The organism is Pseudomonas sp. YeP6b (genome assembly GCF_025642995.1).
In the GTDB taxonomy this organism is placed as follows: Bacteria; Pseudomonadota; Gammaproteobacteria; order Pseudomonadales; family Pseudomonadaceae; genus Aquipseudomonas.
Genome location: NZ_CP080090.1, coordinates 2,748,799 through 2,763,469 on the forward strand (window position 1 = coordinate 2,748,799; position 14,671 = coordinate 2,763,469).

11 protein-coding genes and 1 pseudogene are annotated in these 14,671 nt (G+C 59.4%); 9 read left to right on the forward strand and 3 right to left on the reverse strand.

Annotation, left to right across the window (positions count from 1 at the left end; translation table 11 throughout):
• The first annotated feature begins 70 nt into the window (after positions 1 to 70).
• From KZH41_RS12445 to KZH41_RS12465, 5 genes are all read left to right on the forward strand, one after another.
• The gene (locus tag KZH41_RS12445) at positions 71 to 1,102 is read left to right on the forward strand and encodes an isopenicillin N synthase family dioxygenase (RefSeq protein ID WP_242155586.1); all 1,032 of its coding nucleotides are present in this window, start codon (positions 71 to 73) and stop codon (positions 1,100 to 1,102) included.
• Positions 1,103 to 1,115: 13 nt separating this feature from the next.
• Positions 1,116 to 1,910 (forward strand): MetQ/NlpA family ABC transporter substrate-binding protein, encoded by a 795-nt coding sequence (locus KZH41_RS12450; RefSeq protein WP_263274898.1) that lies wholly within the window; start codon positions 1,116 to 1,118, stop codon positions 1,908 to 1,910.
• The gene (locus KZH41_RS12455) at positions 1,907 to 2,653 is read left to right on the forward strand and encodes a methionine ABC transporter ATP-binding protein (protein ID WP_263274899.1); all 747 of its coding nucleotides are present in this window, start codon (positions 1,907 to 1,909) and stop codon (positions 2,651 to 2,653) included. The genes KZH41_RS12450 and KZH41_RS12455 overlap by 4 nt, the downstream gene beginning before the upstream one ends.
• A complete protein-coding gene (locus KZH41_RS12460) occupies positions 2,650 to 3,315 on the forward strand; it encodes a methionine ABC transporter permease (RefSeq protein ID WP_263274900.1) in 666 nt (221 codons plus the stop codon). The genes KZH41_RS12455 and KZH41_RS12460 overlap by 4 nt, the downstream gene beginning before the upstream one ends.
• Positions 3,316 to 3,457: 142 nt before the next feature.
• Positions 3,458 to 3,658 carry a hypothetical protein gene (locus tag KZH41_RS12465; protein ID WP_263274901.1) on the forward strand — a complete coding sequence of 67 codons (201 nt, stop codon included), beginning with the start codon at positions 3,458 to 3,460 and terminating at the stop codon, positions 3,656 to 3,658.
• Here KZH41_RS12465 and KZH41_RS12470 read toward each other — a convergent pair.
• A complete protein-coding gene (locus tag KZH41_RS12470) occupies positions 3,636 to 5,048 on the reverse strand; it encodes a PLP-dependent aminotransferase family protein (RefSeq protein ID WP_263274902.1) in 1,413 nt (470 codons plus the stop codon). The two genes, KZH41_RS12465 and KZH41_RS12470, sit on opposite strands and share 23 nt — an antisense overlap.
• A gap of 123 nt (positions 5,049 to 5,171) precedes the next feature.
• Between KZH41_RS12470 and KZH41_RS12475 the strand changes: the two genes are divergently transcribed.
• The 4 genes and pseudogenes from KZH41_RS12475 to KZH41_RS12490 all read left to right on the forward strand — a co-directional run bounded on the left by KZH41_RS12475 (position 5,172) and on the right by KZH41_RS12490 (position 9,147).
• The gene (locus KZH41_RS12475) at positions 5,172 to 6,029 is read left to right on the forward strand and encodes a TIM barrel protein (protein WP_242155596.1); all 858 of its coding nucleotides are present in this window, start codon (positions 5,172 to 5,174) and stop codon (positions 6,027 to 6,029) included.
• 67 nt (positions 6,030 to 6,096) lie between these two features.
• Positions 6,097 to 6,729 (forward strand): LysE family translocator, encoded by a 633-nt coding sequence (locus tag KZH41_RS12480; RefSeq protein ID WP_242155598.1) that lies wholly within the window; start codon positions 6,097 to 6,099, stop codon positions 6,727 to 6,729.
• Positions 6,730 to 6,809: 80 nt separating this feature from the next.
• Positions 6,810 to 7,868, forward strand: a pseudogene (locus tag KZH41_RS12485) (diguanylate cyclase).
• Positions 7,869 to 7,917: 49 nt separating this feature from the next.
• Complete coding sequence (locus KZH41_RS12490) at positions 7,918 to 9,147, forward strand: M20/M25/M40 family metallo-hydrolase (protein ID WP_263274903.1); 1,230 nt, start codon at positions 7,918 to 7,920, stop codon at positions 9,145 to 9,147.
• Positions 9,148 to 9,379: 232 nt separating this feature from the next.
• On the opposite strand, the gene KZH41_RS12495 is transcribed toward KZH41_RS12490, so the two are convergent.
• On the reverse strand, positions 9,380 to 9,796 hold the full coding sequence (locus KZH41_RS12495) for a hypothetical protein (protein ID WP_242155603.1): 417 nt from the start codon (positions 9,794 to 9,796) through the stop codon (positions 9,380 to 9,382).
• A 7-nt stretch (positions 9,797 to 9,803) separates the two neighbouring features.
• Positions 9,804 to 14,597 (reverse strand): RHS repeat-associated core domain-containing protein, encoded by a 4,794-nt coding sequence (locus KZH41_RS12500; RefSeq protein WP_263275101.1) that lies wholly within the window; start codon positions 14,595 to 14,597, stop codon positions 9,804 to 9,806.
• Positions 14,598 to 14,671 lie beyond the last annotated feature (74 nt).

Here is a 14,671-nt window from a genome sequence, read left to right on the forward strand (position 1 = left end):
TTTATTAAGGCTTTTTAAGATCGTTTAGCTTGGTCGCTCCAGCCCCAGACGCTTATGGAGTGAGCCGCCCATGCTGCAATCAATCACCACCTTGCCGCTGCTGGACCTGTCGCAGCTCGACGGCAGCCCGCAGCAGCGTGGCGAATTCCTCGATGAGTTGCGATCCGCCGCGCGGCATATCGGCTTTTTCTACCTCACCGGCCACGGTATCGATCCCGTGCTGCTGGCCCAGGTGCAGCAGCAAGCCCGCGCTTTTTTTGCCTTGCCTGAGGCCGACAAACTCGCCGTCGGTATGCTCAACTCTCCACACTTTCGGGGCTACAACCGCGCGGCTTCGGAGATCACCCGCGGCGAGCCGGACCTGCGCGAGCAGTTCGACGTCGGTGCCGAGCGCGAGCCGTTGAATGTTGATCAATACCCGGCCGCCTGGGCGCGTTTGCAAGGCCCCAACCAATGGCCGGTGGCGTTGCCCGAACTCGAGCCGCGGGTGCTGGCCTGGCAGCAGGCGATGACGCAGATGTCGTTGCGCCTGCTGCGCGCCTTCGCCCAGGCGTTGTCGTTGCCCGAGAATGCGTTTGACGCGTTGTACGGCAGCCACCCCAACGAGCACATCAAGCTGATGCGCTACCCCGGCCGCCACGCGCAACAAAGCCGCCAAGGCGTAGGCGCACACAAGGATTCCGGGTTTCTGAGCTTCCTGCTGCAAGACCAACAGGCCGGTTTGCAGGTGGAAGTGGAGGAGGGCCGCTGGATCGATGCGTCGCCGCGCCCCGACACGCTGGTGGTGAACATCGGCGAGTTGCTCGAGCTGGCCAGCAACGGTTACTTGCGCGCCACCGTGCACCGCGTGGTCTCGCCGCCGGTGGGCAGCGAGCGCTTGTCCCTGGCGTTTTTCCTCGGCGCGCAACTGGATGCGGTGGTGCCGGTGTATCAGCTGGCGCCTCAATTGCTGCGCGATGCCCACGGGCCGACCAGCGACCCACGCAACCCGTTGCTGCGCGATGTCGGCTGGAATTACCTGAAAGGCCGTCTGCGTTCGCACCCGGATGTCGCCCAGCGGTTTTACGCCGACGCCACACTTCCCCACGCACTGTCCGCCTGATCAGGAGATCACCATGTTGAAAAAAACCGCACTTACCCTGGCGGCGTTGCTGGCTTCATTCAGTGTGTCGGCCGCCGATGTGTTGCGCGTCGCCGCCGACCCGATTCCCCATGCACAGATCCTCGAATACGTGCAGAAACTCGACCCGAACCTGAACCTGAAGATCATCGAAATCCCCAGCGGCGTGAACTCCAACGAGTTGCTCGCCCATGGTGATGTCGACGCCAATTACTTTCAGCACCTGCCGTTCCTCAACGCTCAGGAGCAGGCGCTCGGGCAGAAATTTGCCGTGGCCGCCACCGTGCACATCGAGCCGCTGGGCATCTACTCCCGCCGCCATACAAGCTTCGCCCAGGTGCCGGACCAGGGCACGGTGGCGGTGCCCAACAACGTCACTAACCTCAGCCGCGCGCTGTACCTGTTGCAAGCCAATGGCTTGATTAAACTCAAGCCGGGTTTCAATGACGCCTCCAAGGACCAAGCCACGCCCAAGGACATTGCCGAGAACCCCAAGCACCTGAAGATTCTGGAGATTGAATCGCCGCAAATTCCGCGTGCGCTGGATGATGTGGACCTAGCGGTGATCAATGGCAACTTCGCCCTGGAAGCCGGGTTGGTGCCGGCCAAGGATGCCTTGGGGTTGGAGAAAGCAGAGGGCAACCCGTACGCGAATATCCTGGTGACTACGCCGAAACTGGCGGATGACCCGCGTATCAAGCAGCTCGCCAAGGACCTGCGTTCGCCGCAAGTCGCCACGTTCATTACCGAGAAATATGCAGGCTCGGTGATTCCGGTGGCGGTCGAATGATCGTCGTCGAGGGCGTCAGCAAAACCTACGCCGATGGCCAGCCGGCGGCGCTGGATAATGTGTCGTTACAGATAAGCGACGGTTCGATCTTCGGCATCGTTGGCCGCAGCGGGGCGGGCAAAAGCACCTTGCTGCGCTGCCTCAACCTGCTGGAGCGGCCAACCTACGGGCGCATCCTGCTGGATGGTCAGGACCTGACCCAACTGAGCGACAAACAACTGCGCCAGCAACGCCAGCGCATCGGCATGATCTTCCAGGGTTTCAACCTGCTGCATTCGCGCACTGTGGCGGATAACGTCGCGGTGCCGCTGGAAATCGCCAAGGTGCCCAAGACCGAACGGGCTGCGCGCGTGGCCGAATTGCTGGCATTGGTGGGCCTTAGCGAAAAAGCCCTGGCATTTCCTTCACAGCTCTCCGGTGGGCAGAAACAACGCGTGGGCATTGCCCGCGCACTGGCGGCGCGCCCGGCGTATCTGTTGTCGGATGAGGCCACCAGCGCCCTTGACCCGGAAACCACCGCGTCGATTCTTGAGTTGTTGCGCGACATCAATCGGCAACTGGGCGTGACCATCGTGCTGATCACCCACGAGCTGGAGGTGGTCAAGGCCATCTGCGACAGCGCGGTGTCCCTGGCCGATGGCCGCGTGTTGGAAAGCGGCACGCTGCTGCAGTTGCAAGCCGACCCGGCCTCGCGCCTGGGCCGCTCGTTAGCACCCAGCCTGCAAGTGGTGAGGGCCGTATGAAAACCGACTGGAATGAGGTGGTGCAACTGCTGCTCAACGCCACCGGCGAAACCCTGTACATGGTGTTGCTGGCGGGGTTGTTCACGCTGTTGATTGGCCTGCCGCTGGGCGTGGTGCTGTTTATCAGCCGACGCGGCGGCCGGTTGCCTTTGCCACGGCTCAACCGGGCATTGGGCGGGGTGATCAACCTGGGGCGTTCATTGCCGTTTGTGGTGATGCTGATCGCGTTGATTCCGTTGACGCGTTTGATCGTAGGTACGACGTTGGGCAGCACGGCGGCCGTGGTGCCGATCACCATTGGTGCCTTTCCGTTTTTTGCGCGCATCGTTGAAAACGCGCTGGACGAAGTGGACAAGGGCCGCATCGAGGCCATCGTGGCCATGGGCGGTGATATTCGCCATGTGATTCTCAAGGTGCTGCTGCCCGAAGCCTTGCCCGCGCTGGTGGCGGGGGTGACGCTGACGTTGGTGATGCTGATCGGCTTTTCCTCTATGGCCGGCGTGATTGGCGGCGGTGGGCTGGGGGATTTGGCGATCCGCTATGGCTACCAGCGGTTCAACAACCAGATCATGGTGGTCACGGTCATCGTCTTGGTGCTGCTGGTGCAAGGCGTGCAAAGCCTGGGGGATCGTTGCGTGAGATCGCTGGCGCATCGCCGATAAACGGTTATGTACTAATGAATTTTTAATGTTCCTAGTTATATGCGCGGCCGGGTAAAGTCTCCTTCACTTCTTTTATCTCGCCGCCGGGCTCAGTGCGATGCACGCCAGCGCCAATAAACGCGCATACCCCCAACAGGAGGTGATGCGCGAGCAGTTGCTGAGGTTGTTCAAGGTGCTGGGGAACACCTTGCTGTACGATATCGAAGACTTGATCGTGCGCGAGGCGTTTGCGGTTTGTGGTTTCAACCCGCTACGCACGGCGGATTTGTTGGGGATCACCCGCAACGCCATGCGCACCTTGCTGCTCAATCACGGCATGCTCAAGGGGCGCGCACGGCCTTGAGCAGCAGCGCCTCGAACACCCGCTGCGCCCGTGGCTCATCACTGTGGGCCACGTTAAAACGCATCGAATTGAGGTGCGCCGGGTCGTAGCCGAACAGCGCGCCCGGCGCCAGCACCATGCTGCGCTTCAACGCCTCCTGGGCCAACAGCTCGCCGTTTACGCCCGGCGGCAGGCGTGCCCAGATAAACATCCCGCCTTCATGGGCCATCGGCAGTTCGCAGCCGCAGCGCTTGAGCCATTGCTCGACGCGCCCGCCGGCCTCCATCAACCGTTGCACCATGCGCTTGCGGTGTTTGGCGTAACTGCCTTCGCTGAGCATGCGGTAGACGATCTGCTCGAACAGCTCGGAGGTCACGCCGCCGCTCATCAATTTCATGTTGGTCAGGTTCGCCGCCAGTTGCGGCGCGGCCACCACGTAGCTGACGCGGGTGTTGGCGCTGAGAATCTTGGAGAAGCCCGACAGGTAGGTGACCTGGCCCAGGCCGGCGAGGGCGGCCAGGCGCGGTGGCGGGTTGGGGTGCAGGTCGGCGTAGAGGTCATCCTCGACGATATGGCAGTGGTATTGCTGGGTCAGTTGCAGCAGGCGAAACGCCTGGCTGGGGCTGAAGGAATGGCCGGTGGGGTTATGCAGCACGCTGGTGGTCAGGTACAGACTGGGGCGGTGCTCGGCCAGCAGTTGTTCCAGTGCGGTGAAGTCAAAGCCGTCGGGGCGCCGCTGGATGGTCACCACCTTGACCCCGTGCAAGGCCAGGTTGGCGTGGAAGTTGAAGTAGCACGGCGCGTCCAGCAGCACCGTATCGCCGGGGCGCGCGAGCAGGCGCATGAGCATGTCCAGGCCCTGCACGGTGTTCGGCGTAGTGATGATTTGTTCCACCGGCACCGACAGGCCTTCGGCGTGCAGCTTGTGTTGCAGGGCTTGGCGTAACGGCAACAGCCCGGCCGGCGTGCCGAGCGCGGCGATGCGCAACGACGGCGCACGCACCACGCTGCGCATCGTCTGGCGGATGGCTTCGTTGTTCAGCCAGTCTTCCGGCAAATGACCACTGCCAGGGCGCAATTCGCCGCTGGCGGTCACCAAGGGGCGACGCAACACGCTGAGCAAGTCTTGGGGCAATAGATCGACCCAACTCGCTTGAGCTGGGCGCAGCGTGTCCATCGCCACAAAATAGCCACGGCCTTGGCTTGACGTCAGCAAATTGCGCCCGCGCAAGCGATCCAGCGCCTCGTTGAGGGTGAACTTGCTGACGCCCAGCACCTGGGTCAGCTCACGCACCGAAGGTAACTTGCTGCCGGGCGCCCATTCTCCCTGCTCGATGGCCTGGCTAAACGCCTCGACGATCTGCTGGACCTTGGGCGTGCCCTGCACAAAGGCGATGGCGGATATAAACATAAACCTTCCTGGTCTTTGCTGGTTATTTTACCGGTGAAGTAAGGCCGGATTAGGCCCCACTTTACCTGATCTAAGCAAGGCTGCCTCACTAGACTGAGCGTCTTCATCCAAAGGAAGCCGTCGATGGAAAGCGAACTCAGCCAGTTGACCACAGCGTTCTGTACAGGGCTGGCCCAGCAGAAATACATGGGCGCCGAAAAAGGCCTGCAAACCGCCGTTGAGGCGGGCTGCACGCACTGGTACATCGACGCCAGCCTGTATGGCGAAATGGTTGAGGACTGGACCGAAACGCGCATTGCCGGCCTGCAGGGGCAGATTGCGAAAACCGGCGTCAAGCCGATTTTCCATAGCAACTTCAAGGCGCCGCTGGGCAGTGACGTCGAAGCTTTCCGGACGGCGGCCGTGCAATACGTGAAAAGAGAAATCGAGATTGCCAGCCGTCTGGGCGCGCCATTGATCATCCACGGCGGTTGCATCGTCGAGCCGAAAATAGCGCCGATGGCCAAGCAGGTGGTCCTTGAACGCTACCTCAAGTCGGTGCAGGAACTGGCGCTGTATGCCGAGGCCAGAGGCACGGATATCTACCTGGAAAGCCTGTCCAGTTATGTCAATTACCGGATATTCACCCACGAGGCGCAATACGCGTGGGTGTTAGAGCACCTGCAACCACACGCCAATGTGTACTTCTGCCTCAATGCCGGCCACGCCATCATCGAACGTGGCCTGCCGGCGGCGGTGTTGCGCAAGTACCCCCATCTGATCAAAGGCATCGCCTTTCGCAATAACAGTGGCGCACAAGACCCGTACTTGCAGGAGCACGACGATAGTTGCGACTACGCCGACGTGGTGCAGGCCATCGTCGAGACTCACTGGCAAGGCCTGGTGACCTTTGAAACCCGCACCCAGACCGCCAAGGCCGCCCTGGCTGACCTGGCGCTGATGTATCGCCAGGCCCTGACGCGCGAAATAGCGGTTGGCTGATGGGCCCATGGTCAGCGCTCGCGTCATGCGTTGCGTTGTTGTTTCTATCACCTCAAGGTCTCGGCCCATGACAAGTGCGTTAACGCTTTCTTCGTTTCTCTACTTTCTGCTGTTTTGCGCCACCATGACCTTCAGTCCAGGCCCGATGACCCTGCTGCTGTTGAGCCTGGGTGTGAAAGACGGCTTACGCAGCTCGATCCCGGCGCAGATCGGCGCCAGTGTGTCGTACCTGATTTCGATCCTGATCTTTGCCGTAGGCTTCTCGGAGTTGATCAAGGGCAACCTCGCCATCACCCAGACCCTCCAGTTGGTCGGTGTGGCCTACATCCTTTACCTGGCTTACAAGCAGTGGACCAGCAGCGGCGTGTCGATCAACCAGACCGGTGCGGTGGAAGGCTCACGCAGCCTGTTCGGTAAAGGTTTGCTGACCGGGTTTTCCAACCCCAAGACCATCATCATGTTCAGCGCCGTATTCCCGCAGTTTGCAGGGGCGGGGGAGCACAGCTCAGCAGCGGATATCGCCATCCTCGGGCTGACCTTTCTGACGCTGCAATTTGCCAGCGGTTGCCTGTACTGCTATTTCGGCCAGCGCATCAAGCATGTGCTGGAAAACCCCAAGCGCCGGGTACTGTTGCAACGGGTCACAGCGGTGTTGTTGCTGGGTGTGGCGTTGATGTTGGCGCGAGGGTTTTCCCACTGAAGTATTAGCCTATAAGCGGTAGTGGCGATTTGACGTTGCCCTGATAGACTCCAGGCATTCATCCAGGATCACACCAAACCATGTCAGCCGCCGGAGGAAATGGACTTCCGCTCGCTTCACGGTTGTACAAGTCGCGCGCCTTGGGGATGTCGCTGGGTTTTGTGTGCGTGGTGTTTGGCATGTACCCCTTGCAGCCGCCACTGTGGGTGTGGGCCTGGATGCTGATCAACGCCTTCGTCTGGCCGCACTTGGCCTATCAATGGTCGCGCCGCGCGAGCAATTCCCTGCGCAGCGAACGGCGTAACCTGATGTTCGATTCCTTTTGCGGTGGCTTCTGGGTCGGCGCCATGTATTTCAACCCGTTGCCCAGCGTCACCACGCTGTCGATGATGACCATGAACAACGTCGCCATCGGCGGGCCACGCTTTATGTTGGCGGGCTGGGTGGCGCAGGCATTGGGCATCGGTGTGTCGTTACTGGTGTTCTCCCCAGCGTTTATCGCCGTGACCACGCAAACCCAGCTTTACGCCTGTTTGCCGATTCTGATGGTGTACCCCTTGGCGTTGGGCTGGATCTGCTATCGCCAGGCCGTGACCCTGGCTCGACACAAACGCGAGTTACTGGCCCTGAGCCGCACCGACAGCCTGTCCGGCCTGCTCAACCACGGCGCCTGGAAGGACCAACTGGAAATCGAATTCCAACGCTGCCGCCGCGAGCAGGTGGGCGCCGCCATTGCGCTGATCGACATCGACCATTTCAAGACCATCAATGACACTTATGGCCATGTAACCGGCGATATTGTGCTGCGCCAACTGAGCAAAATACTGCGCTAGAACCTGCGCGTCACCGACCTCGCCGGGCGCTATGGTGGCGATGAGTTCTGCGTGATCCTGCCGGGCATGCCGCTGCACCGCGCCACCGAAGTGATGGAAGCCTTGCGCGATCGCTTCAACGCCTTGGCCTATGCCCAGGACCCGACGCTGCGCGCCAGCTTGAGCATTGGCCTGGCGCCCTATCAACCTGCGCACGCCGATTCCACCAGTTGGCTCAACGACGCCGACCAAGCGTTGTACGAGGCTAAGAGTAGCGGGCGTAACCGCGTGAGTTCGGTGCAGGGGAGTTGGTTGCGGTCGGTCTAGTGGGGTAGGGTGTCGCAGCGCCCCCCCAACAAAAAACAAGGATCGGCCCATGCTCTTCACCTTCTCCCGTACCCTCCTGGCCGCGACCCTGGCCTTGTCCTTCGCCGTGCCGGCCTACAGCGCCGAACCCCACAAACAGATCCAGGCCGATTCCGAACAGTACAAGGCCGAGGCCCTGAAACTGCTTGAGCGCCTGGTGAATATCGACTCGGGCTCCGGCTACGAGCCCGGCCTGACCCAAGTGCGCAACATCGCCGTGGATGAATTGAAGCAGCTGGGTTTCAGCATCGAACTGGTGCCAGACAAAGCGGCCAACAACAGCCATGTGATCGCCACTCTCAAAGGCACCGGCAAAGCCAAGATCCTGCTGATGGCCCACATGGACACCGTGTTCAAGGAAGGCTCGGCCGCCGCCCGCCCGTTCCACATCAAGGACGGCCGCGCTTACGGCCCCGGCGTGATGGATGACAAGGGCGGCATCGTTGCCGGCATCTACGCGCTCAAAGTTCTGAAAAACCAAGGCTTCAAGGACTACGCGCAAATCACCTTCCTGCTCGACGCCAGCGAAGAAACCGGCTCCGAAGCCGCCTCCGAGCTGATCCGCAACACCGCCAAGGCGAACGACGTCACCTTGAACCTCGAACCCGGCCGCCCAGCCGATGGCCTAGTGGTCTGGCGCAAAGGCAGCGCCACCGCCGTGGTCGAAGTCAAAGGCAAAGCCGCCCACGCCGGCGTCGCCCCGGAACTGGGCCGCAACGCCGCCATGGAAGCGGCGCACCAGATCCTGCAACTGGGCAAACTCGGTGATGAAGAGAAGAAAACCACCATTAACTTTACCGTGATCAATGCCGGCGACCGTAAAAACGTCATCCCCGACCAAGCGACGGCCATGGCCGATGTACGCGCGGCGTTGCCGGAAGAGTTCGATCGGATCGAGAAAGACCTGGCACGCGTCTCGGCCAACAAGTTGATCCCGGACACTGAAGTGAAGACCAGTTTGCGCCGGGGGTTACCGCCGATGCCGCAGACGCCGGAGTCGGATAAGTTGGTCGCGATTGCCCAGGGAATCTATGGGGAGCTGGGGCGTACGTTGACCATTGAAGGCAGCGGCGGGGCCGCGGATGCGAGCTTGTCGGCTGGGGTAGGGACGCCGACATTGGATGGGTTTGGGATTGTCGGGGGGAATATTCATACCCCAGAGGAGTATGCGGAAGTGGAGAGTGTGGCGCCGCGGATTTATCTGCTTAGCCGGATGATAATGGAGCTTTCGAAGCGGTGATTGGGTCGTAGGGCTCGCCCATTCTCTAAGGGTGAACCTTGATCACCATGGTGAGCAGGCTCGTTGTGGCGAGCAGGCTTGCCCTGCGTTGGGCTGCGCAGCAGCCCCAAAACTGGCGAGGCGGGTTTGGCTGTTTAAACGCCGTCGTTCTTAATGGGGCTGCTGCGCATCCCAATGCGAGCAAGCTCGCTCGCCACAGGTTTGGGGGATGTCAGTGAGATAAATGATGCTCTTACCATGTGGATGGGTCTTCGAGGCTGGCTTTTTGGAGGTCGTCTTTCCAGACCTCGTTGGCTAATCGGTAGATGTCGGCAAAGAAGCCTCGGGGGTCCGCTATTTCTGTTTCATCCCAGGCCATCGTTATGTGCTCGTCGTAATCACTTTCAAACTCTTTTGCGAAATCAAAACCGGGCGAATCTAGCGCATCCTTGAGTATAGACATCAGCACAGAACGATGTCGGTAAGACAGATACATAAGGTCTTTCAAAACAAAAAGAATGATGATTGTTTCTCTGTCTTTTTCATTGTTAGGGTCGTATTTCCACAGTGCTTCGCCAGCGGTGTCTTCAAGGTCGTATATCGATAAGGCCCCCAATATGTGAGAGATGTTGGGGAGGTACGGCATATCCATGAAAGGCGATTTCAACATTGGCTACTCACTTAGGAAACGCTGTAAATGGTCGTGTTGGGTTGTTTTTATCAAGTCTAATTTCAGCGCTGTCCATACTTTCAATGTACTTTGGATTTCTTGGGTCTTTGCTGTTAGGTTTGTAACCTCGCCCTGCGCCAAGCAGTTCAACTACGACCACGGGGTTCCCCGTCTTATCGAAACCTGTAGGAGCGGGGGAATTGCTTTGCATTTTACCCAAGGCCTTGTTTATAGCGTGGAGCTGCATTTTCCAGGATTTAAATTGAGAACTTGAGCTGATCGGTCCTTTTGTGCCTGTGGTCGGATTTGTACCGTCTATAGAACGTTGCTTCAAGGCTTCGTCCGGTATCTCAGGCCCATGCTTTTCAGTCGCATGCATATCGTATTTTTGTTCCCAACCCAACACTTTTCGCTTTGCGTTTGACTCTGTTAGTTGATCTATTCTTGCCTGCCGCTCAGTTTTTGGCTGATGAGGTAGGGCGGGCGTTCCGTCATTAACTTTAGGTTTGGGTTCTGCAGTAGCGTTAGGCTTGCATCCGTCGCCACCAGGACAGGTATTTAGGCCTAGCGGATCTATCCACCCCGTAGGGTTGGGTACGTACTGGTACGCGTTGATCCCACCGGCCAGCTTCACCGGGTCGGGAGTCAGGTAACGACCAATATCTGGATTGTAGTAGCGATGGCGGTTGTAGTGCAGCCCGCTTTCTTGGTCGAAGTATTGGCCTTGGAAGCGCAGCGGGTTGTCGATTTTATTGATGTCTAGGCGAGCAATTTCACCGTAGGCGCGGTAGTGCGCGGACCAGACGATTTCGCCGTCAGGTGCCGTGAGTTCTTGCGGGGTGCCAAGGTGGTCGAGTTGGTAGTGGAAGGGCTGGGTGTCTTTTGGACCAAAGCCTTCCAGCAGTGCCAGCGGACGGAAGCTCTCCGGTTCGTAGATGTAACGGCGATGGCGATCTGCGTGATGCTCCGCGATCAGCTTGTCGCCTTGCCAGAAAAACTCCGTGGTTATGTCATCAACGGTTTTGCTGATGCGCCGACCAAACGGGTCATAGCGGTAGCTGGCCGTTTGCCCGTTCGGTTGGGTAATGCCGATCAACCGATGCTGACAGTCGTAACGGTACTCGGTGACGAGCTGGTGACCCTTACCGCGCCTTTGGCGGATGAGGTTGCCAAAGGCGTCATAGTCATAATGATGATCGCCTTGGATCACTAACCGGTTACCCGCAACGATGTCCGGCCCAGGACGGTCTTGCATCAGCAGGTTGCCGGCTGGGTCATGGCCAAAGCATTCCTGCACATCTTGCGAGTGATCCGCTCGAGTCAGGCGGGCGAGGGGGTCGTAGTGGTAGTGGTGTTCACCTTTGCGAGTGTCTAGCAGGCGGGTCAGGTTGCCGGTTTTGTCGTAGTCGTAGTGGCGGCGGTAGAGGTCATGGTTTTCTTGAGTCACCGCGTGGGCGTGCAGGCGGTTTTGCTCGTCGTAGTGGTAGTGGCTGAGGAGCTGGCCTTGTTGGCGCTGGCGTTCTCGGCCGGTTTTGAACAGGTGAGACGTGAGGGTTTTGCCATTCAGCTCGACGGTGGCGAGGTGGCCGCCTTTGTCGTGGTTGAAGGTGAGACGATTGTTGTCCGGCAGGCGCAGGTTTTTCAGCTGGCCGCAGGCGTCGTAGCCGTAGCGCAAGGTGCCCCAGCCTTGGTGTTCGGCGGTGAGGCGGCTTTGGGCGTCGTATTCGTAGGCTAGCGCCCAGTGGCCGTCGTCGACGCTGAGGAGGTTGCCTTGGCGGTCGTAGGCGTAATCAACAACTCCACCGTCGGGCAGGGTTTTTCGTACGAGGCGGCCGGCAGGGTCTCGCTCGTAACGGGTGACTAGCTGACTGCCATCGTCGCCGTGTTCGGTCTTTTCCAGCAGGTTGCCGTTGAGGTCGTAGACGTAGGCCGTGCGCTGGCCGTCAAAGCCGATTTCTTGCTGGATCAGCCCGTTGAGGTGGTAATCAAGCTGGTAGGTTTCGCCAACTTCATTTTCGATCTCTGTCAGCAGCAACCGGGCGTTGTCGTAGCGGTATTTGACCTGGGTGCCGTCAGAATTAATGCGCCGGCTGATCAGGTGCAGGCCGTCGGCATATTCGTAGCGGGTGACGTGGCCCAGTTCATCGCGTTCGGTGGTGATTTTTCCGTAGGGGTTGTAGCTGTATTCCCGCGTTGCACCATCGGGCTGGGTCAGTTTCTGCAAGCGCGCGGCGGCATCCCATTGATACTGGGTCAGCGCGCCATGCTCATCCTCGCGCGCAACCTGTCGTCCAACATCGTCATAGCGATAACGCTTAACCCCACCATTCGGTAGTTGCTCTTCGGTGAGCTGGCCACGCTCATTCCAGACCAGCCGGTGACACCCGTTATCTGGGTACCAAACCCCAATCAGTTGCCCATGTTTGTTGTAGGTGTAGTCCGTAACGTGGCCATCAGGATCAGTCTTACGCGTGACGTCGCCCTGGTCATTACGCTCATATTTCCAAACCGCTTCACCACGCCGTACGACCCGTACGAACCCGTTGTCATGCTCGTAGGAAGTCGGCTCATCCTCTCCAGGAAACATCGCCACCAAGCGTCCGGCTTCGTCGTATTGATACGCCGTCACCGCCCCCAGCGGGTCCTGCTCAACCGTCAGCCGGCCCTTGGCGTCATAGGATTTGAAATGCTCAGCGCCGTCCGGATCAATGCGCTGCACCAGCCGCGCCCACTGGTCATGGACATAAACTTCCTGGCTACCATCCGCGTTGTGAACCGTAACCTTGCCGCCGTTTTCCCACAGATACCGCGTGTCCATCTGCGAAAAACTGGCCCAATGCCGAACACAGCGCGCCGCCTTACCAGCCCGTTCCCACTCCCAAAAGAAACTCGCCCCACCGGCCAACTGCCGCTCAAGAATGACGTGCTGATCGTCGTACCGATAAACCTCGCTTTCACCTACGGCATTGGTCGCTGAAACCAGTCGTCCAGCCTCGTCATAGGCGTAGGAAACAAGATTCTGCTCAGTCACCCATACGTAGGGTTCATACCCTTTGGCGCGATGAACCTGATAGTCAACGGCAACAATGCGACCCAGCTCGTAGCGCAGAAACAGCGACCGACCCGCACCGTTATCCAGCCGCTCAATCCGACCGGAACGATCACGAGCAATACGCAGCCGGTTGTCATACGCATCGCTGATCGCCGTCAGTACACCGTCGCGAAAGTGATAAAACCGTGACGCCTGAGCCAGCACCAACTCATCAGGCAGCGACCCCAAGTAAATCGCCGCCTCGGCCAAGCTATTGGTGATCGCCGGTCGAGCCACCGTGGGCAAGGGCAGGGCAGTAGACCGGTTCTCATGATCCGTCCAAACCACCGAATCACCGTCCACCACCAACCGCTGCGCCAGCGAGTGACTCCAACCAAACCCCAACCCACAATCCACTTCCACCGCACTGGTGCGGTACAACCGGGTCCACTCAAACGGCAAAATCCCATCCAACGTGCCATCGGTAAGGGTCAGCAACTCCTCCCCAGTCACCATCGACACCGGGCAGCCATTGGTGGCCGTTTTATCCGCAGGCGCCGCCGCATCTCCCTGCGGATTCTTCGCAGCGACAGGCACATCATCGACATGTTCCTGGCGCACCAACGCTGTTTGCTGAGTCTTCTTACGAACCGCAGGCACCGGGTTTGAGACCAACTGATCCCCTGCCTTCAACGGCACAACCGGCACCGTCTTGATCGGCGTCGCCGCACTGCCCACCAGCAACGGCTTCACCACCTCGGCATGCGGCTCCAACCTGGGCATCACCAGCTTTTTAGCCAGCAACTCCAACAAATCCCGCGTCCGTCCAGACTTGATATGCCCAAGCACCTGCGTACCCAGGCGCACCGCCACACCCATTCCCGCCGTTGCCCAAATCAGCAGCAGGTTGATCAATACCTCGCCAGTGATCTCCCCCATCAACTCATTCATTTCTGGCGGCGGCAGCATGCGCATCCAGCTGACCATCGCCGACACATAAATGAACAGCAGTGGCTCATCGCTAAGCACCAGCAGGCCGTTGGCGATCGCGTCGTTGCCGAGCTTCAGCAGCTCATCAAGTTCGGTTTGGGAGATGTAGTGCAGCAACTTCTCGCTGTTGGGCTTGATGTCCGCCAACAGGTCATACAACTGCGTGATGTTGTCCCACAGCCCGTAAAACGCTTTGCCCATGCCACTGAGAAACGCCGCTTCCAGCATCCTGCGCCGGTCCAGCGGGGTAGCGTCCGTATAGTTTTTCCACTGCGCCTTAAACGTGCTGTTCCATTCGTCGCGCAGGCGCGCTTCCAGCTCCGCGATCACCGACTGATAAGACGCATACAGCGCCTTGACGTGATCCTTGGAAACGTTGGGGTAGAAACTGATTCGGTACTGCTGGTTGCGATCACACTCGGTGATTTCGAGAATGCCGCTGGGGCCGATGGTCTTGTGGATCGGCTCGCCCAATGGCCCGCCGTTGGGGTCGATGCGTTGCAGTATCACCGGCGTGTCACCGATGGGCACAAACCGCGCGCTCTGGAACATGTGCACCAGGGTCAATGTGCCGTTGGCCTGGCAGGTGGCGACGGTGCTGCTGGGAAAAATGGAGCGGTTGATGGGCGCGACCAGCGCCACTTCATTGCCAACCTTGAACACCTGTTCGACATCCAGCGCCGAAAAGCTCCAGAAGCTCGAAGCCCAGTCGTCAAAGGTGTTCAGGCAGTTGCGAAAGTCACGCAAGACGCCTTCAACGTCCGGCGCTTTGGCATCCATGGGCGTCAGGGCCAGCCGGCCAATGGCCGGGTTCAAACGACAGCCCCTTGAACAGGGGTTTCAACACCAAAAAC